Source organism: Nonomuraea monospora, from assembly GCF_039531895.1.
GTDB lineage: Bacteria > Actinomycetota > Actinomycetes > Streptosporangiales > Streptosporangiaceae > Nonomuraea > Nonomuraea monospora.
Genome location: NZ_BAAAQX010000016.1, coordinates 1 through 24,776 on the forward strand (window position 1 = coordinate 1; position 24,776 = coordinate 24,776).

24 protein-coding genes are annotated in these 24,776 nt (G+C 69.5%); 15 read left to right on the forward strand and 9 right to left on the reverse strand.

Features of this window, described 5'->3' with window-relative positions; genetic code table 11:
• The first annotated feature begins 228 nt into the window (after nucleotides 1–228).
• Nucleotides 229–786 (forward strand): hypothetical protein, encoded by a 558-nt coding sequence (locus tag ABD331_RS28575; RefSeq protein ID WP_344480969.1) that lies wholly within the window; start codon nucleotides 229–231, stop codon nucleotides 784–786.
• Nucleotides 783–1,403 carry a DUF6461 domain-containing protein gene (locus ABD331_RS28580; RefSeq protein WP_344480972.1) on the forward strand — a complete coding sequence of 207 codons (621 nt, stop codon included), beginning with the start codon at nucleotides 783–785 and terminating at the stop codon, nucleotides 1,401–1,403. The genes ABD331_RS28575 and ABD331_RS28580 overlap by 4 nt, the downstream gene beginning before the upstream one ends.
• Before the next feature lies 1 nt (nucleotide 1,404).
• On the opposite strand, the gene ABD331_RS28585 is transcribed toward ABD331_RS28580, so the two are convergent.
• Entirely contained in the window at nucleotides 1,405–1,986 is a 582-nt protein-coding gene (locus tag ABD331_RS28585; RefSeq protein ID WP_344480974.1) for a dihydrofolate reductase family protein, read from the reverse strand.
• A gap of 65 nt (nucleotides 1,987–2,051) precedes the next feature.
• Nucleotides 2,052–2,888, reverse strand: a complete 837-nt coding sequence (locus tag ABD331_RS28590; protein ID WP_344480976.1) for a helix-turn-helix domain-containing protein — start codon at nucleotides 2,886–2,888, stop codon at nucleotides 2,052–2,054.
• A gap of 48 nt (nucleotides 2,889–2,936) precedes the next feature.
• Between ABD331_RS28590 and ABD331_RS28595 the strand changes: the two genes are divergently transcribed.
• Together ABD331_RS28595 and ABD331_RS28600 are read left to right on the forward strand one after the other, a co-directional pair.
• Nucleotides 2,937–3,563 (forward strand): class I SAM-dependent methyltransferase, encoded by a 627-nt coding sequence (locus ABD331_RS28595; protein ID WP_344480979.1) that lies wholly within the window; start codon nucleotides 2,937–2,939, stop codon nucleotides 3,561–3,563.
• Between the two features lie 241 nt (nucleotides 3,564–3,804).
• Nucleotides 3,805–5,502, forward strand: a complete 1,698-nt coding sequence (locus tag ABD331_RS28600; protein WP_344481532.1) for a sulfatase family protein — start codon at nucleotides 3,805–3,807, stop codon at nucleotides 5,500–5,502.
• Nucleotides 5,503–5,804: 302 nt separating this feature from the next.
• Here the strand turns inward: ABD331_RS28600 and ABD331_RS28605 are convergent, their stop codons facing one another.
• Nucleotides 5,805–6,251 carry an LLM class flavin-dependent oxidoreductase gene (locus ABD331_RS28605; protein ID WP_344480981.1) on the reverse strand — a complete coding sequence of 149 codons (447 nt, stop codon included), beginning with the start codon at nucleotides 6,249–6,251 and terminating at the stop codon, nucleotides 5,805–5,807.
• A 13-nt stretch (nucleotides 6,252–6,264) separates the two neighbouring features.
• A complete protein-coding gene (locus tag ABD331_RS28610) occupies nucleotides 6,265–6,780 on the reverse strand; it encodes an LLM class flavin-dependent oxidoreductase (protein WP_344480983.1) in 516 nt (171 codons plus the stop codon).
• Between the two features lie 87 nt (nucleotides 6,781–6,867).
• Here ABD331_RS28610 and ABD331_RS28615 point away from each other — a divergent pair, with 87 nt between their 5' ends.
• The 10 genes from ABD331_RS28615 to ABD331_RS28660 all read left to right on the forward strand — a co-directional run bounded on the left by ABD331_RS28615 (nucleotide 6,868) and on the right by ABD331_RS28660 (nucleotide 18,427).
• Nucleotides 6,868–7,338, forward strand: coding sequence for a GNAT family N-acetyltransferase (locus tag ABD331_RS28615; protein WP_344480985.1), 471 nt, complete (start codon nucleotides 6,868–6,870; stop codon nucleotides 7,336–7,338).
• Between the two features lie 250 nt (nucleotides 7,339–7,588).
• Entirely contained in the window at nucleotides 7,589–8,527 is a 939-nt protein-coding gene (locus ABD331_RS28620; protein WP_344481534.1) for a phosphotransferase family protein, read from the forward strand.
• Nucleotides 8,528–8,606: 79 nt separating this feature from the next.
• Nucleotides 8,607–9,137: a DUF305 domain-containing protein gene (locus ABD331_RS28625; RefSeq protein ID WP_344480988.1), complete on the forward strand. Its 531-nt coding sequence runs from the start codon at nucleotides 8,607–8,609 to the stop codon at nucleotides 9,135–9,137.
• 63 nt (nucleotides 9,138–9,200) lie between these two features.
• Nucleotides 9,201–9,899, forward strand: a complete 699-nt coding sequence (locus ABD331_RS28630; RefSeq protein ID WP_344480990.1) for a FadR/GntR family transcriptional regulator — start codon at nucleotides 9,201–9,203, stop codon at nucleotides 9,897–9,899.
• Nucleotides 9,900–9,917: 18 nt separating this feature from the next.
• Entirely contained in the window at nucleotides 9,918–11,168 is a 1,251-nt protein-coding gene (locus tag ABD331_RS28635) for an ABC transporter substrate-binding protein (protein ID WP_344480992.1), read from the forward strand.
• Complete coding sequence (locus ABD331_RS28640; protein ID WP_262380032.1) at nucleotides 11,165–12,013, forward strand: carbohydrate ABC transporter permease; 849 nt, start codon at nucleotides 11,165–11,167, stop codon at nucleotides 12,011–12,013. The genes ABD331_RS28635 and ABD331_RS28640 overlap by 4 nt, the downstream gene beginning before the upstream one ends.
• Nucleotides 12,010–12,822, forward strand: a complete 813-nt coding sequence (locus tag ABD331_RS28645; protein ID WP_344480996.1) for a carbohydrate ABC transporter permease — start codon at nucleotides 12,010–12,012, stop codon at nucleotides 12,820–12,822. Before ABD331_RS28640 ends, ABD331_RS28645 begins: the two co-directional genes overlap by 4 nt.
• Nucleotides 12,819–15,752, forward strand: coding sequence for a glycoside hydrolase family 38 N-terminal domain-containing protein (locus tag ABD331_RS28650; RefSeq protein WP_344480999.1), 2,934 nt, complete (start codon nucleotides 12,819–12,821; stop codon nucleotides 15,750–15,752). Before ABD331_RS28645 ends, ABD331_RS28650 begins: the two co-directional genes overlap by 4 nt.
• Nucleotides 15,749–16,981, forward strand: a complete 1,233-nt coding sequence (locus ABD331_RS28655; protein ID WP_344481002.1) for an enolase C-terminal domain-like protein — start codon at nucleotides 15,749–15,751, stop codon at nucleotides 16,979–16,981. The genes ABD331_RS28650 and ABD331_RS28655 overlap by 4 nt, the downstream gene beginning before the upstream one ends.
• A 9-nt stretch (nucleotides 16,982–16,990) precedes the next feature.
• Nucleotides 16,991–18,427 carry a S10 family peptidase gene (locus ABD331_RS28660; RefSeq protein ID WP_344481005.1) on the forward strand — a complete coding sequence of 479 codons (1,437 nt, stop codon included), beginning with the start codon at nucleotides 16,991–16,993 and terminating at the stop codon, nucleotides 18,425–18,427.
• Nucleotides 18,428–18,528: 101 nt separating this feature from the next.
• Here ABD331_RS28660 and ABD331_RS28665 read toward each other — a convergent pair whose 3' ends face one another.
• From ABD331_RS28665 to ABD331_RS28685, 5 genes are all read right to left on the reverse strand, one after another.
• Nucleotides 18,529–19,365, reverse strand: a complete 837-nt coding sequence (locus tag ABD331_RS28665) for a hypothetical protein (RefSeq protein ID WP_344481009.1) — start codon at nucleotides 19,363–19,365, stop codon at nucleotides 18,529–18,531.
• 74 nt (nucleotides 19,366–19,439) lie between these two features.
• Nucleotides 19,440–19,859 carry a peptidase inhibitor family I36 protein gene (locus tag ABD331_RS28670; RefSeq protein WP_148438890.1) on the reverse strand — a complete coding sequence of 140 codons (420 nt, stop codon included), beginning with the start codon at nucleotides 19,857–19,859 and terminating at the stop codon, nucleotides 19,440–19,442.
• Nucleotides 19,860–20,109: 250 nt separating this feature from the next.
• On the reverse strand, nucleotides 20,110–20,880 hold the full coding sequence (locus ABD331_RS28675) for an SDR family NAD(P)-dependent oxidoreductase (RefSeq protein ID WP_344481015.1): 771 nt from the start codon (nucleotides 20,878–20,880) through the stop codon (nucleotides 20,110–20,112).
• A complete protein-coding gene (locus ABD331_RS28680) occupies nucleotides 20,877–21,884 on the reverse strand; it encodes a DUF4432 family protein (protein WP_344481018.1) in 1,008 nt (335 codons plus the stop codon). Before ABD331_RS28680 ends, ABD331_RS28675 begins: the two co-directional genes overlap by 4 nt.
• Nucleotides 21,881–23,014, reverse strand: a complete 1,134-nt coding sequence (locus ABD331_RS28685) for a glycoside hydrolase family 183 protein (RefSeq protein ID WP_344481021.1) — start codon at nucleotides 23,012–23,014, stop codon at nucleotides 21,881–21,883. Before ABD331_RS28685 ends, ABD331_RS28680 begins: the two co-directional genes overlap by 4 nt.
• 113 nt (nucleotides 23,015–23,127) lie before the next feature.
• Between ABD331_RS28685 and ABD331_RS28690 the strand changes: the two genes are divergently transcribed.
• Entirely contained in the window at nucleotides 23,128–24,738 is a 1,611-nt protein-coding gene (locus ABD331_RS28690; RefSeq protein ID WP_344481024.1) for an ABC-F family ATP-binding cassette domain-containing protein, read from the forward strand.
• Nucleotides 24,739–24,776 lie beyond the last annotated feature (38 nt).

Genomic DNA, 24,776 nt, shown 5'->3' on the forward strand with positions numbered 1-24,776 from the left:
GTCGGCGCCTGCACTCGGCGCTCGGCTACCGGCCGCCCCTGGAGGTTCTCAACGAGGCCCTTGCAATCCAGACGGCCGCATAGGCTGCACCCATAACACGGCTGTCCGGAATCATCGTGGCCCCTCACCTCTACTTCAAGGCCCTTCGCGATCTCGCGGATGGGCTCTGCGTTTCACCAGCGCGTATCCATATGGCCAAGATCCAAGCGAAGGTCCTAGAGTTGCGCCGTGCTCGACAAGCCGCCGGGATGGCCGTTACTGACAGTGTTCTCTCTCGCGTCCTTGGTAGCCCTGTGGTGGGCCAGCGCTCCCTACGTCTACGTCGAGTTCTTCCTTTGGGCGTACCTCGTCGGCGGCATTCTTGCTCTTGTCTGGACCGTGCGTGCAGCCGTCGCGCTCATCCGCGATGCCGACGCGGTGCGTGACCGCAAGGTCCGGTGGTTCATGCCGTGGGTCATCGTCTGCGGTGTTGTCGTGGCCGTGTCACTCGATGCGCCGTTTCGGGTGCGGTTCGCGTTGTCGGAGTCCGCGCTGATATCCCATGCGGAGACGGTGGCCCGGAACGGCGCCTACTCGCGTGAGTGTCACCAGGTGGGCCTTTATCCAACGTGCTGGTCGGAGGCGACGCCCGGCGGTGGAGCTAGGTTCACCGTCGATGATCCTGGAGTTCGTACGTCGGCCGGTTTCATCTGGAGTCCAGCGGGTCAGATGCCCGAAGGCGACCTCGAGCGGTTCGACCCGATCGCCGGCCCTTGGTGGGCATACTCCGGTTGGGACAAGTGGTGACCGGATCCGAATACGAAGAGTTCGGCTGGCTCGGCGAGTTCGGCCCGTTCCATGACTGCGCTTGTGTTTCCTTCGTCCGCTCCCTCACCCCTCTCGAGGCGTTGACTCGTCTCGGGGCGGGAGCTGCCGACGTGGAACAGGTGACATTCGAAGAGTTTCAAGAGCGCACGATGTGGTGCATCGATGCCGACAACTTCCGAAGCAGCTACGTAGGCGCCATCGAGGCCGGCGGCTGGACGGTTCTCATCCAGCTCTGGGGCGGATCGATTGGCCTCGATCGCCGCTCGATGCGGAGCCTCTCGCTGGACGGCGAGCTTGTGGTGGTCCACCGAAACCTGCACGCCAGCGACTACTTCATTTACGCGGTGGACGGCGAACAGGTCACCTGGTTCGACCAGTTGGGCCCGCATGCGCGTACGGGATCCGATCCGGACCGGCTGGTGAAGGAGATGCGAGAGGTGGGGCTGGATCCCGACCACGACTGGGAAGGGCCGGGGATCGACTCCACGTTCCCGCGGAGTTTCGCACTGACGAAGAGGATCACGGGTGTTTCGTTCTCCAAAGCGATGCTGGATTCACGGATTCTCGCTGCTGTGATCGGCAACGCCGACCGGTGAGTTATCGGCGTACCCGATAGCGCAGGTGGAGCACTCGGTCACCTCTGACCACGACATCCGCGTCCGCCAGCAAATGTTGCGCGTCGACAGTCCCGAAGTAGCGCTTGCCCGATCCGAACACCACAGGCACCACGTCCATGGCCACCTCGTCCACGAGCCCGGCGGCCAGTACCTGGCCGCCGACGTCGCCCGCCGCGACCTCGACCGTGCGGTCGCCTGCGAGTTCCTGCGCCTTGGCCATGGCGGTCTCGATACCGTCCGCGAAGTGGAACGGCGCGTTGGGGTTCCAGGTCTCGGGCGTAGGGCGGTGGGTGACGACGACCAGGTGGTCGATGCCGGCCGGGGGCTTGCCGTTCCAGCCGTTCGTCAGGTCGAAGACGTGGCGGCCGACGACCGTGACGCCGATCTCGTCCCAGTACGGGCGGATGTAGTCGTGGGACGGCTGCGACACCTTGATGTCCCCCGTCGCATCCAGCGGCACGTCGCCGTTGGACAGCCAGTCGAAGAGTGGGCCGACCTGGTCGTTCGTGTCCGCGATGAAGCCGTCCACCGACACTGTGCTGTACATGACGACCTTGCTCATGGCGCGCTCCTCTGCTCGGGGGAGTTCCATGGTGGCGTGGCGGAGGCGCTGGTTCTTGTAAGAAATCAATCGGCGGGCAGGGGGCCGACGTTGAGGGCGTGGCCGGGGTGCTCGCGGAGGAACCGGCGCCGGACGTCGACGTCGCGGGTCGGAGTGAGGCCCGTGAACAGGCGGAACTCGTGGCCGAAGTGGGCCTGGTCGAAGTAGCCGGCGCGGGCGGCGAGGTCCACCCAGTTGACCGGGCCGGCGGCGGGGTCGACGGCGAGCACGGTGGCGGCGAAGCGGTAGGTGCGGGCGAGCCGTTTCGGGGTGACGCCGACGAGCTCCTTGAAGCGTTGTGCGAGGTGGGTGCTGCTGACGCCGGCCGCGACGCTCAGATCGGCGATCGGCACCGCGCCCATGGCCGACGCGATGAGGTTGCTCGTATGGCGGACCAGGCCGAGGCCGGTGGTTTCGCGGAGTCGTCGCGTCAGTTCGTTCTCCAGCAGGTTGAGCATGTCGTCGGGGCTGGTCGCCGCGGCAAGGCGTTCTCGTAGTTCGGACGCTGTGCGGTGGCCCCAGAGTTGCTCCACCGTCACCGGGCGGTCGCGTAGTTCGGCGGCGGGCATTTGCAGGAACGGTGCCAGGCCCCATGGCTTGAAGTGCACGCCCACCGAGCGGGTGGCCGGGGGATAGCAGAATTCGATGGCGCGGGTGGGAGTGGTGATCACGCAGCCGTCGGTGTAGGTGGTCGGGTCGGTGCCGGTGCGGACGTGGAATGGGGGGCCGAGGTTGAGGATGAGCAGGGCCGAGGGCATGGGCGGTAGCGTCAGGCGGGGGTACGGGGGTGTGCCCGCCAGGTAGTAGAGGTCGTCGATCAACGCGGTCAGGGGTGGTCGCGGCGCTCTGGACACGTACTCCACGGGTCACAGCATCGCCGATATGCGGTCGGGATGGGGCATCATGGCGCGATGAGCCTGCGCTACGACGATGTGATCGGTCCGCTCAGAGCGGCGTACGACGACGGTGCGGAGCTGCGCGACACCTACGGCAAGGCCCCGTGGAAGCTGGCGGAGCGGGAGACGTTCCTGGGACGGCTGCGGGAGCACGGATGTGAGCGGTTGCTGGAGGTCGGCGCCGGCACCGGGCAGGACAGCGTCTACTTCCAGGAGAACGGCCTGAACGTCGTGGCCGTCGATCTGTCGCCCGCCATGGTGGACCGTTGCCGGGACAAGGGCCTCGAAGCCCATGTCATGGACTTTCTCGGGCTTGAATTCGAGCCCGGCTCTTTTGACGCGGTGTACGCGTTCAATTGCCTGCTGCACGTACCTGACGGTGACCTTTCCGCGGTGCTGGCGGCGATCCGCGCGGTGGTGCGGCCCGGCGGTCTGTTCTTCATCGGTGTGTACGGCGGAGGCAGCATCGTGGGGGAAGGCCTGTTCGAGGGCGACAATCATCAGCCGGCTCGGTTCTTCTCCTTCCGTGACGACGACCGGCTGCAGGAGTTCGCGCGCGAGTTTTTCGACGTCGTGGACTTTCATGCTGTGGGGGATGGGGATGGCCGGTCCCAGTCGATGACCTTGCGGCGTCCTCTCTAGCCCTTCGAGGTCAAGGTAGAAAGCCGGGCGTTAGTGCGTTTCTGGGGAGGACGCCGCTGGCCTGCTTGTTGACGAAGAACAGCCAGAACTCGAGGGTGGTGACCACGTTCGAGAACAGCGACCACCGCACTTCCTGGCTGATTAGGGCCTTTGACGTGCCCGCTCCACTTCGTCGGGGGTGGGCTCGTATTGAACGGTGAAGTCCACGCGGGTGCCGCCTTCCTCTGGGGAGACGATCTTGATGGAGTTCGCGGGTCCGGCGCAAGGCGGAACCTTGATCGAGTGCCGATCGGGAATTAGCGTCTTTCGTGACTGCGATCTGTCGGTGGTGTCAAAAGGGGTGGTCATGTCGATGGTCCGGGACTTACGCAGGGTCATGGCGGTGGCGTTGACCGTCGTTCTGGTCATGGGTTCGGTGGCGTCGCAAGCCGGGGCCGGGGCTGCTGGTGTGAAGAAGCGGCCGAACATCATCTTCTTTCTGGTCGATGACATGTCGGCCGATCTGCTTCCGTACATGGACGCGGTGAGCGGGCTGGCGAAGAACGGTGCGACGTTCAGCGACTACTACGTCTCCAACTCGCTGTGCTGTCCGTCGCGGGCCTCCATGTTCACCGGCCAGTTCCCGCACAACACGGGGGTGGCCACGAACAAGGGCAGCGACGGCGGCGGTTATCAGGCGTTCGAGAAGCACGAAGGACGGACGTACGCGGTCGCCCTGGATCAGGCGGGCTATCGGACGGGGTACCTGGGCAAGTACATCAACGAATATCCGGTGCCGGCCGGGTACCACGTGCCCGTCGGGTGGGATGAATGGCATGTGGCCGCCGGGGGTGGATACAGCGAGTTCACGTATCAGCTCACCCGGTACATCAAGGAGGAGACGGCGCAGGAGAAGCCGCTCGATCCCTCCGGTGGGAAGTATCTGACGGACGAGCTGGGGCGGCGGGCCGTCGACTTCATCGAGAGGTCGCGGCGGCACGCGCCAGGGGAGCCGTTCTTTCTTCAGGTGTCGCCGTTCTCGCCGCATTCCAGGATCGGGGCGAAGGCCGGGGACAAGGAGCCGCGATTTCCGCCGGCGCGAAGGGACCGGCCGAAGAACCAGTTCCCGGCGGGGGAGTTTCCGCATGGTGACTGTGGTGGGGCCGATTGTGCGGGCATCGATGTGGCGGCGTTGCCCGCGTTCAACGAGGACACCTCTGACAAGCCCTCCTGGGTGCGGCGGGAGCCGCTCGGGGCTGGGGTGATCAAGGAACTGCGTAAGGATTTCCGGGATCGCATCCGGATGGTGCAGTCGGTGGACGACATGGTGGAGCGGGTGCTCGGCGCGTTGAGTGCTGAGGAGCAGCGCAATACGTATGTGGTGTTCACCAGCGATAACGGGTTCCACCTGGGACAGCATCGGCTGTTGCGGGGCAAGAGCACTGCTTATGATCATGATGTACGGGTGCCGCTGCTGGTCAAGCGGCCGGCGGTGGGGCGGCCCGGGGATTTCGCCGTTGATGCGATCGCGCAGAACGTGGATTTGTTTGCGACGTTTCTTGATATGGCGGGGGTGAGGGGTGAGCTGCGGGACGGGCGTAGCTTGTTGCGGCTCATCGAGGGGCACAAGGTTGCGGGGTGGCGGGAGGCGGCGTTGATTGAGCACGTCAAGCCGGATCCTGGTGCTCCTGGCGAGCCGGATCCTGATGCTGAGGAGTTGCAGGCGCCTGCCAATTCTGGGCCGCCCAGTTATGCCGCCGTTCGGACGGCTGGGGAGTTGTATGTGGAGTATGAGGGGGAGGGGCGGCCCGAGTACTACGACACAGTGGTTGATCCGCACCAGGAGACCAACGATCCGGGGAATGTGCGGACCGGGGAGTTGGCGGAGGTGCTTGATCGGTTGGCTGGGTGTGGCCAGCCGGGGGCGGTGGATTGCTGGCGTGCGGCGCGGCTGGGCTGAGGCGAAGAGCTGCGTGTCGGGGGTGCAACTGGGCTGAGGCGAAGAGCAGCGCGTCGGGGGTGCAACTGGGCTGGAGTGAAGCTGCCGGTCGGCGGGAGCGGTAGGCCGAGGTGAGGGTGCCGGTCGGGGTGCGGCAGGTCCAGGGCGGTGGATCGCTGGGAGTGCGGCGCGGTTGGGCTGAGGCGAAGCTGCCCGTCAGGGGTGGGGCTGGGCTGAGGTGAAGCTGCCGGTCGGCGGGTGCTGGTCGGGAGCGGCTGGGTTGATGCGGGGATGCCGGTCGGGGTGAGCGGGGGTGTGGCTGGTTAGGGCAGTAGGAGGGCTCTGACTTCGGCCAGTAGGTCCACCTGGGCCCGCCAGTCGCCGCCCGAGACGCCGATCACCGCGTGGCTCGCCCCGGCGGCGCGGTACTCGGCCAGTCTCTCGGCGACCTCCTCTGGCTGGCCCGTGAGCGGGATTCCGGCGACCTCCTCCAACGGACGCCCGTAGGCGCCGCTGATGCCGGACGCGATCTCCGCCTGGGCGGCGGGTCCACCGCCGACATGGGCGGTGCCGCCGATGGCGATGACGGGTGTGGGGCGCCTGTGCTCGGACGCCAGCTCGGCCAGCCTGTCCCGGCCGCGGGCGACCTCCTCGGGTGAGATCAGGGACGGGAACCAGCCGTTCCCCAGCCGAGCCGCCCGCCGGATCGCCGCGGCCGACGCATTGCCCACCCAGACCGGCGGCATCGCGACGGCGGGTGCGAGTTGCACGGGCTGGTGTGTGTCAGGGGGCGGGTGCGAGTCGTACGGGCTGGCGTGTGTCAGGGGCGGGCGCGGGCCGTACGGGCTGCTGGACGGCTGTGTCCGGCAGCACCACAGCCTCTCCCGCCAGCAGCCGTGGCAACAGCTCCAGAGCGGCATCCGTCCGCCGGCCCCGCTCCTCATACGGCACCCCCGCCGCCGCCCACTGCGCCGGCCCGCCACCGGACCCCACCCCGAGCACCAGCCGTTCCCCCGACACGTACTGCAGGGTCGCCACCTGCTTGGCCGCCCAGGCCAGCGGTCGGATGGCCGGGATGAACACGCTGGTGCCGATCCTGACTCGGGACGTGGCCGCGGCGGCGGTGGCCAAAACAATGGGCGCGTCGAGTACCGGTCCCCCGACCGCGAGGTGATCACCGTGCCAGACGCCGTCGAGCCCGGCCGCCTCGGCGTGGGCGGCGGCCTGCGCCGGTGTGAGCCCGTCCCGGCGCTGTACGGCGATTCCGGGCAGGATGACGCCGATCTCGAAGCTTGTCATGAGATCAACCGTGCGACCTCAACCCAACTTCATGTCAAGGGGCGAAACGCGTGGCGACCGAGCACCGCCGCACGGGAGGATCGCCGGATGACCATCCGCCCCGCCGCCACGGCCGACGCCGCAACCTTGGCCAGGCTGAACGACTTCGTTCACGCCCTGCACGTTGAGCACCGCCCGGATGTCTTTCACCCGCCCGCCGCAGAGGCGGAACTGGCGGACCGCTTCCGTGACTTCCTGGGCCGCGAGGACACGCTGGCCTTCGTTGCCGAGGTGGACGCGCGCCCGATCGGCTATGTCGCGGCGACGATCCACCGCAACCCCGGCGGCGTGCTCAACCGTCCCCGCAGGTTCGTGATGATTGAGCACATCGTGGTGGATACCTGGCACGCCCGGACGGGGGTCGGTGCGGCGCTGGTGGAGGCGGTTCGGGTGGGGGGCAGGGAGGCGGGGTGCACCGCCGTCGTCACGGATGTCTGGGACTTCAACGGCCCGGCGCAGGCGTTCTTCGCGGCGCTGGGCTTCGGGCCGATGCGGCGTTGGCTGGAGCAGCCGCTGTGAGCGCGATCGGGAGCGGAGGCGGGGGGCCGTGAGCGGAAGCGGGGGCGGAAGCGGGGGCGGGGTCGTGAGCGGAAGCGGGGGCGGGAGCGGAAGTGGGAGTGGGAGCGGGAAGGGAAGCGCGGGTGGAGGCGGGAGCGGAAGCGGGAGTGAAGGCGGAAGCGGGAGGGGAAGCGGGGGTGGCGGGAGCGGAAGTGGGAGCGGGAACGGGGCCCGGCGGCGGTTCGCGGGCCGCGGAGAGCTGACCGCGTTGGTGCGGGAGGTGTACGGCGGTGAGCGCCGCCTCGCCCACGTCAACCGCCTCAAGGGCGGCTCCAAGAAGGGCGTCTACCGCCTGACCTTCCAGGACAAAGGCCCGACCGCCGTCCTCTACGTCTGGTCAGACGACGAGGACTACTGGGACGCAGCCCACCTGAAGCGCCCCGAGCCCTTCACGCACGGCTCGGGCCTCGCGCTGTTCAGAGCCGCCCACGCCCGGCTGGCCGAGGCAGGCGTACGGGTCCCCGCCCTGTACGTCGCCGACGACGGCCGCGACCTCTACCCCGCCGACGTGGCACTGATAGAGGACGTACGCGGCGGCACACTGGAGGCACGGCTGAAAGCAGGGGACACGAAGGCCATGGAACGACTCGCGCAGGACCTGCGGGCGATGGCGCGGTGCCGCGAGCCCGGGCTGGGCAAGGTCGCGCGAGTCGAGAGCGGCCGGCCGGTGGGCAGGGCGGCCCCGGAGATCGTGCTGGAGGCGGCGCTGACGGACCTCGGAGAGGCCGCGTCCCGGGTGGAGCCGATCGGCGCGGTCGCGGCAGAGCTGGAGGAGAGGTTGCGGGGGCTGGCCGCGGGCATCGAGCCGCGTACGGACCACGGCCTGATCCACGGCGAGCTGGGCCCCGACCACGTCCTGATGGACGACGACGGAAGGCCGGTGCTGATCGACATCGAGGGCGCGATGTTCTTCGACGTCGAATGGGAGCACGTCTTCCTGCGGATCCGCTTCGGCGACCACTACGCCCGCCTGCGCACCGGCGGCGACCTGGACGAGCGCAGGATGCGGCTCTACGAACTGGCCCAGCACCTGTCGCTGGTGGCGGGCCCGCTGCGCCTGCTGGACGGCGATTTCCCCGACCGCGCGTTCATGCTGGGGATCGCCCGCCACCACACGAGCGAAATACTCCGCAAATCAGACGTATGGTGAGAACCGGCCAAAGCTCTTGCGCTGGCCGGTGGATGTGGTCAACCCTTAGGAAGGTTTCCTAACAGTCATGGGAGGGCCGGTGCGCGGAAGTCGTGTCTTGGCGGGCCTGACCCTCCTGCTGGCCACCGCCTGCGGCCCGCAGGCGAGCGACGAACCCCCGGTCAACGCCGAGGACGTGATGTTCGTCCAGATGATGGTGCAGCACCACCGGCAGGGCATCGAGATCGCCAAGGTGGGCACGTCGCGGGCCACCGACCCCCAGCTCAGGACGCTGACCGCGGCCATCGAGAGCACTCAGCAGAGCGAGGTGGAGATGATGCTGCGCTGGCTGCACTCCTGGGACCAGCCGCTCACGCCCGCCACCGGCGCGCACGACCACCACGGCGGCATGCCGGAGACGGACCTCAAGCAGATCCAGTCGCTGCGGCAGTCCAAGAACTTCGAGTACGACCTGTGCAACCTGCTCATCTCCCACCAGGACGACGCCGTCCAGATGGCCGCCGCCGAGGTGGCGGGCGGGGCGAACCCGACGGTGCAGCGGTGGGCGGCGCAGGTGCAGAGCTCTCGCAAGGGTCAGATCGACATGATGATGGACCTGATCAAGAGGTAGCGAAGGCCCCGGCGAAAAAGACCTCATAGACGCCGTGCCCAATAAGTGATTAGATCACTTGATATGTCCGAGGTAGCGCGGCCCACGCTTTCCGACGCTCTGACCGAGCGCATGCTGGAGCTCATCCGTACGGGAGGGCACCGGCCCGGCGACAGGCTGCCCTCGACCAGGGAGCTCTCCCAGCGCTTCGCCGTCACCACCCCGACCCTGCGCGAGGCGCTACGCAGACTGGAGGCCACCGGGGCCATCGAGCTGCGGCACGGCTCCGGCATCTACGTCGGCGCCGCCATCGAGCGGCTCGTCCTGCCCAACCCCAACATGCGCGAGATCCACGCCGCCCAGCTCCTGGAGCTGCTCGACGCCCGGATCCTGATCGAGCCGCCGCTGGCGGCCCTGGCCGCCCGGCACGCGGGCAGCGAGGAGCTCGGGGCGCTCAAGCGGGCGCTCGACGAGGCGAGCACGCATCTGCGCGGCCAGGACGCCGAGCTGCACGACGCGAACATGACCTTCCACCGGGCCACCGCCCGGATGGCGGGCAACAGCGTGCTGCACGAGGTGGTCGACTCGCTGCTCACGGTCCACGGGCCGGAGCAGCGCGAGATCCTGCAGATCTTCGACGACCGCCGCCGGGACCACGAGGAGCACCTGGCCATCCTGGAGGCGATCGAGGCGCGTGACGAGGCGCAGGCCGAGCAGCGCATGCGGGCCCACCTGATGGACGTGAAGACGGTTATCGAGCACCGGATGCAACCCCCCGAATAGAACCAAGGAGGCCGGCCCATGTACCGGTCACGTGTGGCCACGCTCGGCGTGGCGGCGCTCGTCCTGACCGCCTGCGGCGGCAACGGCGGCGGCGCGCCCCAGAACAAGACCGAGCTGACGCTCTACAACGACAAGGGCGCCTGGACGAAGTACTTCGACGAGATGGGCGCCCTGTCCAAGCAGAGCATCGGCCTGGCCATGAAACCGACGGGATACACGGACTCGGCGCAGTACCAGGCCTTCATCAAGGCCTCGTTCCGCACGAACGTCAAGCCCGACCTGTTCACCTGGCAGACCGGGGGGATGCTGGAGGAGATCGTCAAGCAGAAGCAGGTGGCCGAGACCACGGCCGTCTGGCAGGAGGCGATCAAGTCGGGCGACCTGTCGCAGGACCTGCTCCCGTACTACACGATCGGCGGCAAGCAATACTGCGTGCCGATGAACGTCGCCTACTGGGGCATGTTCTTCAACAAGAAGATCTTCGACAAGTACGACCTCAAGCCCCCGCAGACCTGGGACGAGCTCGTCAAGACCGCGGAAACGCTCAAGCAGAACGGCGTCAAGGCGTTCTACCACACCAGCGTGCTGTTCTCGTTCGTCTGGTTCGAGCAGCTCATGGCCGGCACCGACCCCGACCTGTACGACCGCCTGTCCACCGGCAAGGCCAAGTACACCGACCCGGGCGTGGTGCAGGTGATGGAGCGGTGGAAGCAGCTCATCGACGCCGGCTACTTCATCAACCCGGGCGACAAGACCGACCCCGGCGACGTGCTGAAGACCGGGAAGGCGGCGATGGTGTCGTTCGGCACCTGGTTCAACACGAGCATGACGACGCGCAGCATGAAGGCCGGCACCGACTACGACTTCTTCGTGATCCCGAACGTCAACGCGGCGCTGCCGAAGACGTCCATGATCTTCGAGAGCGGGCCGCTGTGCTCGCTGACCAAGGCGGCCGACCCGGACGCCAGCATGAAGTACCTCAAGTGGTGGACGACGGCGCAGGCGCAGGAGAAGTGGGCGACGAGCCGGGGTGACGTGAGCGCCAACCCGAAGGTGACGATCGCCGACCCGGCGCTCGGCACCGTCACCAAGGACGCGGGCAGCGGGAAGTACCGCCTGGTCAACCGCTACTTCGAGGCGACGCCGCCACCGATTCTGACGGCCGCGCTCGACGGGTTCAGCAAGTTCGTGACCGAGCCGGGCACGTACCGGGAGGTGCTGGAGACGATCCAGAAGGCGGCCGACGAGTACTGGAGCACGCATCAGTGAGTCGCGCGCCGATTCTCGGGCGGTTCAGGCACGGCTACGTGGCGCCGGCGGCGCTGCTGGTCGCGGCGCTGCTGTACGCGCCGTTCGTGTGGACGGCCTATCTGAGCCTGACCCGTTACGACGGCCTGGAGTCGCCGGTGTGGGTGGGGCTGGCGAACTTCGCGAAGCTGTTCGACGACCCCGCGCTGCTCACCTCGACCCGCAACACGCTCATCTGGGTCGTCGGCACGATGGTGCTGCCGGTCGGGCTCGGGCTGCTGGTCGCGGTGCTGTCGTACGACATCAGGGGCGGCGCCTGGTTCCGGGTGCCGTTCATGCTGCCGTACGCGCTCAGCGGCGCGGGCCTGGCGATGGTGTGGAGCCCGATCCTGTCGCACGACGGCATCGCGAACCTGCTGCTCGGCGTGGACACCGCGTTCCTGCAAGAGGCGCCGACGAACACGTTCGCGATGCTCGCGGTCTGGACGTGGCAGCAGCTCGGCGTGAACACGCTGCTGTTCGTGGTGGGGCTGCAGTCCATCCCGAGGGAGCCGATCGAGGCGGCGCGGCTGGACGGAGCGTCGGGATGGCGGCTGTTCCGGCACGTGATCTGGCCGCTGATGCGGCCGCTGACGGCGGTCGTGGTGGGGCTGGCGCTGGTGTCGAGCCTGAAGACGTTCGACATCGTGTGGGTGCTGACGCAGGGCGGTCCCGGGCGTAACTCCGAGACGCTGGCGGTGACGATGTACAAGGAGACGTTCGTGGCCAGCGACTACGGTTACGGCTCGGCCGTCGCGGTGATGCTGACCGTGGTGACGGGGCTGGCCTCGTACCTGTACCTGCGCAGGCAGGTGACCGCCACATGATCAGGAGGGCCGTGCTCGTCCTGCTCGGGCTCATCTGGCTCGGGCCGACGTACCTGCTGCTGGTCAACGCCGCGCGGCCGGCGGACGCCTACGACCCGGCGAGCGCGTGGGTGCCGTCGGGGGAGTTCGCGCTGCTGGACAACTTCGCGCGCGCCGTGGAGGGCGCTGACCTGGGCGGCAGCCTGGTCAGCACCGCGCTCTACAGCGTCGTCTCGCCGCTGCTCGGCGTGCTCGTCGGGGCGCTGGCCGGGTACGTGATCGTGGTGCTGCGGCTGCGGCACGGGTTCTGGTGGTTCCTGCTGATCTTCGGCGGCACCGTCTTCCCCTCGCAGATGCTGCTGGTGCCGCTGTTCGTCGGCTTCAGCGACGCCGGTCTGTACGACACGCGCCTCGGCCTGATCCTCATCTACACGGCGATCAACGTGCCGCTGGCCGCGTTCGTGCTGCGCAACTACTACGCCGGAGTGGCGTTCTCGATCTTCGAGGCGGCCCGCATGGACGGCGCCTCGACCTTCCGCGTCTTCTGGCGCATCTACCTGCCGATGTCGGTGCCCGCGCTGACGGCGGTGTTCATCCTGGAGTTCACCTTCATCTGGAACGACCTGATCTTCGGCCTCACCCTCACCACGACCGAGGACGTGCGCCCGGTGATGACGGCCATCGCGGGCCTCATGACCGACGTGTACGCGGGCACCCCGGTCCCTGTCGGCCTGGCGGCGGGCCTGGTGGTCTCGCTGCCGACCGTCGTGTTGTTCCTCGCCACCCAGCGCCTGTTCGCCAGGGGCCTGTCTCTAGGGAGTGTTCAATGACCAGCCGGTTGCTCCAGCGCAGCCTGGGGAGCCCCGACTACGACGGGATCAGGCAGGCGCTGCGCGACGACACCTCGACGCCCGTGATCAGCGTGCGCGGGCTGGAGGTGCGGGTCGCGGTGCTGCCGCTGTTCACCCACGACGGCCGCCAGGCGGTGCGGGTCTCCAGCACGGTGCCGCTGACGCACGTGCTGGTCGGCGTGGACAGCGCGTCGGGCAGCGACGTGACGCTGCTGGTGCCCGAGGTGGACGCGCCGCGCGCGCTGACCCTGGAGTGCCGCGACGAGGCGGGCGTGGTGGGCAGCGCCCGCGTCACGGTGACGCCGCAGCGCAAGTGGCACGTGTTCGTGGTGCACCACTCGCACCTGGACATCGGCTACACCGACCCGCAGGGCACGGTGCTGCGCCACCACCTCGACTACCTGGACGCGGCGCTGCGGCTGGCCGAGGAGACCGCCTCGTGGCCGGACGACGCGCGGTTCCGGTGGACGGTCGAGTCGTCGATGCCCGCGCTCAGGTGGCTCGACGCGCGGCCGAAGGAGATGGTCGACTCGTTCGCGGCGCTGGCCAGGGCGGGCTCGATCGAGGTGACGGCGCTGCCGTTCCAGCTCCACACCGAGGCCTGCTCTACGGAGGAGCTGCGCAGGCAGCTCCGCTTCACCACGCAGCTCGAACGGCGCTACGGCTTCACCACCAGGTCGGCCATGCACACCGACGTGCCGGGGGCCGTGGTCGGCCTGGTGGACGCGCTCAGCGACGCGGGCGTGCGGTATCTCGCGGCGGCGCACAACTGGGCGGGCAGGTCGGTGCCCTACCTGCACGGCGGCGACAAGCTGACCCGGCCGTTCCGGTGGCGGGCGCCGAGCGGGAACGAGATCCTCGTGTGGTTCACGGACACGCCGCACGGGATGGCGTACATGGAGGGCAACACGGTCGGGCTCACCGACTCCTACGACCTGGCCGACGACCTGCTGCCGCGTTACCTGTCGGCGCTGGCCACGCGGGGCTACCCGTACGGGCCGGGCACGTTCGGCTGGCAGGGGCCCGACGCGCCGAAGGAGCCGTACGAGCTGGACGTGCTGCACCTGCGCGTGCAGGGCGCGCACGCCGACAACGCGGGCCCGTCGATCGTGCCCGCGACGATCGCCCGCCGCTGGAACGAGCAGTGGGCCTACCCGCGCCTGCGCTCGGCCGTGAACAGCGACTTCTTCGAGCACGTCGAGGAGCGCTACCACGACCGGCTGGCCGTGCACGAGGGCGACTGGACCGACTGGTGGGCCGACGGGCTGGGCTCGGGCGCGCGTCCGCTCGGCTACGTGCGCCGGGCGCAGTCGGCGCTGCGCGTGGCCGAGACGCTGCACACCCTGGCCGGGGTGGACGCCACCGAGCAGGTGGACGCCGCCTACGACAAGGTCGCGCTGTTCAACGAGCACACTTGGGGCGCGGCCAACCCGTGGGAGGACGCCGAGGAGGCGGGCGACTCCGGCGGCCTGCAGTGGACCCGCAAGTCGTCCGGCGCGTACGACGCCCAGGACGACGCCGCCGACCTGCTGCACGCCGGGGTCCGCAGGTTCGCCGCCGCGCTGTCGGAGTCGGGCGTCGAGGGCGGCGCGCTGGCCTCGTTCGCCGTCTTCAACCCGGGCACGCGGGCGCGGACGGACGTCGTGCGCGCGTTCCTGCCGAGGGACGTGGTGGGCGTCGAGGTGCCGATCGCGCTGGTGGATGCCAGGACGGGGCAGACCCTGCCGCACCACGAGGAGTTCGTGGACCCGGACGACTGGCCGACCCGGCCGATCGGGCGGCACATCCACGCCGTCGTGCCGGATATTTCCGGATACAGCTATGTGCGGGTGGACGTCGTGCCGGGCGAGAGCCAGGCCCCCGAGCCGGTGGATCTCGAACTCAACGGGGTGATCGAGAACGAGTTCTACCGGGTGGCGTACGACGTCCGCGAGGGCTACATCTCCTCGATCTTCGACAAACGGGCGGGCCGCGAGCTGGTCAACACCGACGCCGCCGCCGGCTTCGGCCAGTACGTCTACGACCGGTACGCCACCGCCCCGCACTTCAACCATCTGTCGGGACACGTGGGCGCGCACGACCGCACCCTGCTCGGCGACCGCGCCATCGGCACCCACGCCACCATCAAGGAGACCAGGCGCACGGCGGTCGGCGAGAAGCTGGTCGTGGAGCTGCGCGGCAAGGGCGTCGACTGGATCCGCACCACGGTCGAGCTGCACTACGGCGTGCCGCGCCTCGACCTGACCTACCGGCTCGCCAAGCAGGGCACCCCCGCCAAGGAGGCCGTCTTCCTGGCCTTCCCCTTCGCCACAGGCCCGGCCACGGCCTGGGAGCTGACCGGCGGGGTCGGCGGCCCCGGCGTGCCGAGGGTGCCGGGCTCGGCCGAGTACATGCTGCCGATCAGGCACTGGATCGCCTTCGAGGACCCCGAGCTGACCGTCGCCTGGGTCACGATGGAGGCGCCGCTGGTGCAACTCGGCACCATCCACATGCCGTACGCGCCGTTCCCGCCGACCCTCGACCAGGAGGACGGCACCGTCTACTCCTGGGCGCTCAACAACATCTGGGACACCAACTTCCCTGCCCAGCAGCAGGGCGAGACCACGTTCAGGTACGCGGTCACCTCGCGGGCGGGCGCCCCGGGCAGGCGGCTGGGGGCCGAGGCCGCCTCCGGGCTGACCGAGCCGTTCGTCGGCGCGCTGATCACCGACAGCCCGGCGGCCGAGGAGACGTACGCGTCCGTCGACCACCCCGACGTGCTGATCACGTCCCTGGGCAGGGACGGCGTGCGGCTGCAGTCGCTGGCCCCCGAGCCGGTCGTGGTCACGGTGACGCGGCCGGGACACGCGCCGGCCGAGGTGAGGCTGCCAGCGTGCGGGGTGGCCGTGGTCGGGGGGACGGGCCAGTGAAGATCGTTGACATCCGGGCCACGACGGTCGCGGTGCCGCTGGAGGCGCCGCTGCGGCACAGCAACGGCGCGCACTGGGGCCGGTTCGTCCGCACGATCGTCGAGGTCGAGGCCGACAACGGGCTGGTCGGGCTGGGCGAGATGGGCGGCGGGGGCGAGAGCGCGGAGTCGGCGTTCCGCGCGCTCAAGCCGTACCTGAAGGACCACGACCCGTTCCAGCTCGAAGCGCTGCGCTTCAAGATCGCGAACCCGACGGCGTCGCTCTACAACAACCGCACGCAGCTCCTGGCCGCCATCGAGTTCGCCTGCCTCGACCTCATCGGCCGGCACCTCGGGGTGCCCGTCTGCGACCTGCTCGGCGGGCGGCTGCGGGACGCGGTGCCGTTCGCGTCGTACCTGTTCTACCGGTACGCCGCCGACGGCCACGACGAGATCCGCACCCCCGGGCAGCTCGTCGAGCACACCGCGAAGCTCAAGCGGGAGCACGGGTTCACCGTGCACAAGCTCAAGGGCGGCGTCTTCCCGCCGGACTACGAGCTGGAGTGCTACCGGGCGCTGGCCGACGCGTTCCCCGGCGACCGCCTGCGCTACGACCCGAACGCCGTGCTGTCGGTCGCCGAGGGGCTGCGCTTCGGCCGGGCCATCGAGCACCTCAACAACGACTACCTGGAGGACCCGGTCTGGGGGCTGGAAGGGCTGCGGGCCGTGCGCGAGCAGGTCAAGGTGCCGCTGGCGACGAACACGGTCGTGGTCAACTTCGAGCAGCTCGCCTCCAACGTGCTGCGCAGGGCCGCCGACGTGGTGCTGCTCGACACGACGTTCTGGGGCGGGATCAGGCCGTGCGTGAAGGCGGCGGGGGTGTGCGAGACGTTCCAGCTCGGGGTGGCCGTGCACTCGTCGGGGGAGCTGGGCGTCCAGCTCGCGACCATGCTGCATCTGGGCGCGGTGCTGCCGAACCTCACCTACGCCGCCGACGCGCACTACCACCAGCTCAGGGACGACGTGATCGAGGGCGGCAAGCTGGCGTACTCGGAGGGTGCCATCGCGGTGCCCGAGGGGCCGGGGCTGGGGGTGCGGCTGGACCCCGACCGGGTCGCCCGCTACGCCGAGTTCTACCGGGAGACGGGCGGCTATCCCTACGATCGTGACCCCGGGCGGCCCGGCTGGTACGCGACGGTGCCGAACGAGCGCTTCGCCGATCCGGATATGTCGGTGGAAATCAGGCCATAATTGGGCGCCATGTCTGAAGAGTCGAAGCCGGCCACCCCTGCCGACAACCTGGTCACCACCTCCCACACCCTGCCCTCCGGGCAGTCGTACACCGCCACGACGGGCACCCTGGTGCTGCGCGAAGAGGTGACCACGGACGGCAAGTTCGAGGGGTTGCGCCCGAAGGCCGAGGTGTTCGTCACCGCGTACACGATGGACGGGGCCGACCCGCTGACCAGGCCGATCACGTTCGCGTTCAACGGCGGGCCCGGCTCGTCCAGCGTGTGGCTGCACCTGGGCGTGCTCGGGCCGCGCCGGGTCGTCATGGGCGACGCGGGGGCGCTGCTGCCGCCGCCGTACGGGCTGGTGGACAACGAGGAGAGCCTGCTGCGGGAGAGCGACCTGGTCTTCATCGACCCGATCTCCACCGGCTACTCGCGGGTGGCGGAGGGGGAGAAGGCGGAGCCGTACCACGGCTTCTCCGGCGACCTGGAGTCCATCGGCGAGGTCATCAGGCTGTGGACCACCAGGAACGGGCGGTGGATGTCGCCCAAGTTCCTGGCCGGCGAGTCGTACGGGACCGTCAGGGCGTCCGGGCTGGCCGAGCACCTGCAGTCGCGCTACGGCATGTACCTCAACGGCGTGATGCTGATCTCCTCGGTGCTCGACTACATCACCGGCGAGTTCAACGAGGGCAACGACCTGGCCTACGCCCTGTACCTGCCGACGTACGCGGCCATCGCCCACCACCACGGGCTGCACGGGGACCGGCCGCTGGCCGACGTGCTGCGCGAGGCCGAGGCCTACGCCGACCGCGACTACCTGTGGGCGCTGGCCCGCGGCAACCGCCTGCCGGCGGAGGAGCGCTCGGCCGCGGTCGCCAGGGTGGCGGCGCTGACCGGGCTCAGCGAGGACTACGTGGACCGGGTCAACCTGCGCATCGAGCACATCCGCTTCTTCACCGAGGTGCTGCGCCCGCGCCGCCAGATCGTCGGCCGGCTCGACGGGCGGTTCACCGGCTGGGACCCCGACGCGGGCCGCGAGCACTTCACCACCGACCCCAGCATGGACGCCATCATGGGGCCCTACAGCGCGGCGCTCAACCACTACCTGCGCACCGACCTGGGCTACGCCAGCGACCTGCCGTACGAGATCCTCACCTCGCGCGTGCAGCCGTGGTCGTACCAGGAGTTCGAGAACGCGCACGTGCAGGTGGCCTCCCGCCTGGCCGCCGCCATGCGGGTCAACCCGCACCTGCGGGTGCACGTGGCCTGCGGCTACCACGACGGCGCCACCCCGTACTTCGCGGCCGAGCACACCTTCGCCCACCTGGCCGTGCCCGCCGAGCTGGCCGGCAACGTCGAGTTCAAGTACTACGAGGCCGGCCACATGATGTACGTGCACGAGCCCAGCAGGCTCCAGCAGTCAGCCGACCTCGCGGCCTTCGTGCGCGGCGAACAGGCGTGAGGCCCGGCCCGCTTGCCGTCCTGGTGCGCGGCGAACAGACGTGAGGCCAGGCCCGCTTGCCGTCCTGGTGCGCGGCGAACAGGCGTGCGGCTCACCTGACCTCAGCCGGCCTTGCGGCCTTCGTGCGCGGCGAGCAGGTGTGAGGCCCGGTCGAGGCGCTGCCTGAGGTTGGCGCGCAGGGCGGCGAACCGCTCGGGGTTGTCGCGGACGACGGCCCGCTGCAGATCGGCGTCGGCCGCGTACCAGGCGGCGACCAGGCCGGACGACCACTTGCACATGGTGTCGGCGGTGGCGGTCTGCCTCTCCTCCTCGGTCACGGCCGGCTCGTCGAGGTCCCAGCGGCTGTCGGCGATGGCCGCCTCCGGCGCCGGGTACGTGTGCCCGGCCCGGCCCATGCACGACGACCAGCGCTTGACCGCGGCGGTGACTGATGGGTGCTTGGCGGCCTGCTCCAGCGTGAGCGAGTCCTGGAGGGCCAGCCACGGCCAGTCCGCCTTGCGCACCCCCTTGTCCAGGAAGAGCGTCGCACGGTCCAGGCAGCCGCGGTCGGCGGCGGTGCCGTACAGGCGGTGGCGGGTGCGTTTGGGCAGCTTGCCCGCCCAGGTGCCGGTGGTGTCGGGCGACGGCGGCCTGGCCAGGTGGTAGCCGCTGCTCCTGGCCGCCCCGGTATCGGTGACGCCGTAGCGGCGGGAGTTGCCAGGATCGACCGCGGCCAGCATGGACGGGTCCTCGGCGGGCGGGGAGATGGCGATGCCCTGCTTGCGCATGCACCGCACGACGAGACGGTTGTGGGCGTTGCCCAGGACGGCCCGCTGCTGAGGAGTGGTCTTGTAGGCGTCGAACGGCAGCACCAGCTCCGAGACGGAGGTGACGCCCCGTACGGGCGCCGGTGGCGCGGGCTGGTCGGCGCCGCAGGCCGCGGTCGTCGTGATCAGCAACAGCGTGCCCGCGAGAAAACCGCGGCAGCCGGTTTCCGGCGGCCAAGCCCGGAAACCGGCACTCCCCATAATGCTCAGTGGCACCAGATGTCGATCGCGCTGGTGCGGTTGTTTCCGATGGCGTTGTTGGCCAGGAAACCGTCGTTCGAATTGTGCGTGAACGTGCTGTGGGCGCCGGTGTAACCGGGGTGCTGCCAGAGGGTGGCGCTGCAGCCGACGCGGTTCCTGATCGAGCTGGTCTCGTTGTTCATGCTGTGCCAGGAGTTGCTGAAGTCCCAGTTCAGCCAGTTGTTGTCCTCGAGGTTGGAGTCGTCCTTGACGAAGTCCCGCCAGTGGTCGACCTGACCGCGGTTGTAGTCGAATCCGGCGTACAGGCAGACGCGACCTCCGTAGCAGGTCGAGCGGGGGCTCGCCGCCGCGGTGGCGGCGGGCGCCACCACGGCCAGCATCGCGGCCGCGGCGACGAAGCCGGCGGCCTTCTTGAATAGCCTCACAGGTCTCTCCTCGATCGGTGAGTCATTTCGACCTCGTAACTTAGCGTGCGGAATCGAACACGAGTCGTCATGACTCGCCGATCCCTAAAGGCTTCGCGCCCGGGTGAGGGTCGCGTGCCCGGCCCGCCAGACCCACTCGTATCAGTGCGGTGACCTGGGAGTTCGTCGCATTGACGCAACTGTTGCCACCTCGGGTGGACGCACGGAGGAACCCGTGACCCATTCGAGGGGCAGCTATTTCGAAGTCGTTTTATTCGGGCAGCGCCGCCGGATTCCTGGCCAGCAGCCCGCCGTCCACCTTGTGCTCGGCACCCGTGATGAACGACGAGCGCGGCCCCGCCAGGAACGCCACCAGCTCGGCCACCTCCTCCGGCCGGCCGACGCGGCCCAGCGGGTGCGCCTTGCCCCACTGCGCGACCTGCTCGTCCTGCGACAGCTCGCCGCGCCACAGGTCCGCCGCCCAGCGCAGCATGGGGGTGTCCACCGAGCCGGGGCAGACCGCGTTGACCCGGACGCCGTCGGCGGCGTGGTCGAGCGCCATGGCCCGCACCAGGCCGTTCAGCGCGGCCTTGCTGGTGCTGTAGGCGGCCACCTGCGCCTGCGAGGCGAACGCCTGCACCGACGAGACGACCACGATGGAGCCGCCGCCGCGCTCGCGCAGCGCCGGCAAGGCGGCCTTGCAGGTGAGGTAGACGCCCTTGAGGTTGATGTCCATCACCTCGTCCCAGACGTCCTCGGGGGTGTCCTCGACGGTGCCGTAACGCTGCACGCCCGCGCAGGTCACCACGACGTCGAGGCCGCCGTACCGGGTGACGGCCAGGTCCACCAGGTCGCGCAGCTCGCCGGCCCTGCGCACGTCGGCGATCCGGCCGGTGACGCGCTCGCCGTCCTGCTCGGCCTCCTTGTCCACGCCGCAGAACACCACGCTCGCGCCGCCGGCGGCCAGCCGGTCGACCACCGCGCGCCCGATGCCCGTAGAGCCGCCCGTGACCAGCGCCACCATGCCGTCGAACTCACTCATCGCACTACCTCCGCGCGCAACCTCAGCACCTTCGTCTCGTGGGGGTCCAGGACGAGGGCCGTGCCGTTCGCGACGGCGGCGGCCAGCCCGTCGGTCGGCATGCCCGCGAACGGCTCAAGCCCCACCGTGTACGCCCGTCCCCACCACGGGTAGCCGGTGGACGCGCCGAGCTCCTGCCACATCCACAGGTACGGCAGCACCGTCGCATCCCAGGACACCCGCATACCGATGTCCCCCGAAATCTCGTACCAACCCTCGTCGCCGAAGCCGGTCAAATAGACGATGTCGCTCGGCGCCCCGGGCTCCTGCACCACGCTCAGATCCGTCTCACCGCCCCCGTGCGCGGGCACCACGGGCCATGGCCCGCCCGCCCGCACCCTGCGCTCCGGGGGATTGATCGCGCTCTCGTGCGGGATCACGGTGACGCCCTCGGGCAGCCTGATCCTGGCTCCGGGCCGCAGGAACGGCGGGCCGTACACGATGTGCTGCCCCCACATGGCGTGCAGCCGCAGGCCCGACTCGTTCGTGGCCCGCCCCTCGACCTCCAGCGCCGCCGTGCCGGAGCGCAGCCTGAACACCTTCTCCATCCGGTACGGCAGCCGCCGCGTCCGTACGCGCAGCCGTACCGCGACCTCCTCGGGGGAGTCGGCCAGGACCTCGCACTCCCACGGCAGCCCGGACACCTCGCCGTGCTGCGCCAGCCGCGCGCCCCTGTACTCGCTGGGCGCGCCGCCGCTGGGGAAGATCTCCTGCCAGCCGCCCTCGTAGTGGTCGATGAACTGGGCGACGTCGTCCGCGGCGCCCTGGAGGTGGTCGCGGGGGTCGCGCAGGCCCTGCGGGGCCAGCCAGACGAAGTCGGTGTCGGTGGGCTTGTGCAGCAGCTCCACCACGTCACCGCCCTTGCCGGGCAGCACGGTCACCCGCAGCCGCTCGTTCTCCAGGGTGACCGCCCGCAGCCCGTCGATGGTGCCGTGCCGCAGCCGGGCCGCCCAGTTGCGCCTCATCCGAACGTCACGTCTAGAAATCTCGGCCGGTAGATGGTGACGTCGCGGTAGTGGTCGGTGTTGACGAAGCTGTTGACGTTGTACGACACCACGAGCCCCGGCCCGTCGATCTCGGGGTGCGCGTGCGCGTTGTAGGTGAAGACGTTCCCGCTGGTCTCGGGCGTCGTGTAGACGTGCTGCTTGCCGGTGAACGGCCCGAAGGGGGAGCAGGAGGAGTAGGCCACGATGTTCGGGCTCAGCACCTCGGTCGTGTCGTGCGTGATCAGCACGTAGCCGTCGCCGACGCGGCTGACGCTGTACTCGTTGGCCACCCCGCTCATCACCCGCGCGGAGTCGGCTTCGTCGCCTGACCAGGTGCCGTCGGCCTTGAGGTACTCCCACCGGCCCAGCAAGCTCTGGCCCTTGACCCTGGCGACGTGCATGTACTTCGGCGAGCCGAGGTCCTCGACGCCGTAGACGTAGGTGTAGCCGCCGTCCTTCAGGATGCCCGAGGCCCACGCGACGCCGTGCCCGCTCGGCAGGTCGTGCACGCTGGCCGGCCGTTCGAGCCGCCCCGGGGCGAACCTGGCCACCACGTTGCGGTGCCAGCGCCAGTCCCAGGCGCCCGTGCCGAAGCGCTCGTACTCCTGGTAGGTGACCTCGACCATGCCGCCGGCGAGCGTCGCGTCACCGGCCCAGTACCAGTGCTTGTCGTCGCGCGGCGGCATCACGGCCGTCGGCTTGGCGGCGGTGCCGTCGTGGATGGTGGACAGGCGCCCGTCGCGCTCGACGGCGAAGGAGTTGTTCAGGAACACCGTCGTGCCGCCCTCCTCGACCACCGGCGGCCTGGACCCGTCGGGGTTGACCTGGCCGAGGAAGGTGTCGGAGAACACCCACAGTTCCTTGCCGCCGGGCAGCTTGAGCGAGTAGGTGCCGTCGGCGCCCGTCCAGTCGTCCAGGCGGCTGTTGTCGTTGCCGTAGGTGGTGAACAGGCTGGTCAGCCGGGCGTCGGTAGTGGCCGTCCGTACGGCCGGGGCGCAGGCGGCCGTGGTGACCTGCTGGGTCGCGGCCCAGGCGGTGGGCTGGGGCACGGCTGTGAAGCCGATCAACGCGATGGCGAGGGGTGCCAGGGCGGTGCGGAATCGCGTCATCACACGTCCTAGGGGAGGGGGTTCCCTACAGTTCTAGTCATTAGATCACTTGCTGTCCAGGGTCCGCCGATATTGGGATGCCACGCCGCTGAGTCGTTCGTTAACCTGCCGGGATGGGCCACGTTGAAGTAGGACATCTGACGTACGTGCTGCCCGACGGGCGGCCCCTGCTCAACGACGTGTCCTTCAGGATCGGCGAAGGCGTGAAGGCGGCGCTGGTCGGGCCCAACGGCGCGGGCAAGACCACGCTCATGCGCCTGGTCGCCGGCGACCTCCAGCCGGTCGAGGGCAGCGTGGCCAGCTCCGGCGGGCTGGGCGTGATGCGGCAGTTCATCGGCAGCGTGCGCGACGGCAGCAACGTGCGCGACCTGCTGCTGGGCGTGGCGCCGCCCGCCGTGCGGCAGGCGGCCGAGCGGCTCGACGCGGCCGAGCTGACGATGATGGAGCGCGACGACGAGAAGACGCAGATGCGTTACGCGCAGGCCATCAGCGACTACACCGACGCCGGCGGCTACGACATCGAGGTGCTCTGGGACACCTGTACGGTGGCCGCCCTCGGCGTGCCCTTCGAACGCGTGAAATATCGCGACGTGTCCACGCTGTCGGGCGGCGAGCAGAAACGGCTCGTCCTGGAGGCGCTGCTGCGCGGCCCCGACCAGACCCTGCTGCTCGACGAGCCCGACAACTACCTCGACGTCCCCGGCAAGGAGTGGCTCGAACAGCAGCTCAGGGAGACGCCCAAGACCGTCCTGCTGGTCAGCCACGACCGCCAGCTCCTGGCCAACGCCGCCGACCGCATCATCACCGTCGAGTCGGGCAACATCTGGATCCACGGCGGCGGCTTCGCCACCTACGCCGAGGCGCGCAAGGCCCGCAACGAGCGCCTCGACGAGCTGCGCAAGCGCTGGGACGAGGAGCACGCCAAGCTCAAGGCCCTGGTCAACATGCTGAAGAATAAGGCGCGCTACAACGACGGCATGGCCCCGGCCTACCACGCGGCCCAGACGCGGCTGCGCAAGTTCGAGGAGGCGGGGCCGCCCGAGGTGGCGCCGAGCGACCAGAACATCAAGATGCGCCTGCGCGGCGGCCGCACCGGCAAGCGCGCGGTGATCTGCGAGGGGCTGGAGCTGTCCGGCCTGATGCGCCCCTTCGACCTGGAGGTCTGGTACGGCGAGCGCGTCGCGGTGCTCGGCTCCAACGGCTCCGGCAAGTCCCACTTCCTGCGCCTGCTGGCGGGCGAGCCCGTCGCCCACGAGGGCGGCGCCAGGCTGGGCGCCCGCGTCGTCCCCGGCCACTTCGCCCAGACGCACGCCCGCCCCGACCTGCTCGGCCGCACCCCGGTCGAGATCGTCATGACCGAGCACGCCAGGCTCAAGAACGAGGCGATGAAGATCCTGGCCCGCTACGAGCTGGCCGGGCTGATCGCCGAGCAGCGCTTCGACACGCTGTCCGGCGGGCAGCAGGCGCGCCTGCAGATCCTGCTGCTGGAGCTGTCGGGGGCCACGCTGCTGCTGCTCGACGAGCCGACCGACAACCTCGACCTGGCCAGCGCGGAGGCGCTGCAGGCGGGCCTGGACGCGTTCGACGGCACGGTGCTGGCGGTCACCCACGACCGCTGGTTCGCCGCCGACTTCGACCGCTACCTGGTCTTCGGCTCCGACGGCACCGTCTACGAGTCGCCCGATCCGGTCTGGGACGAGTCCAGGGTCGTGCGTCGCCGTTAAAGATTCGGTACGGCTGGCGCGTGTCCCGCGTCAGCCGT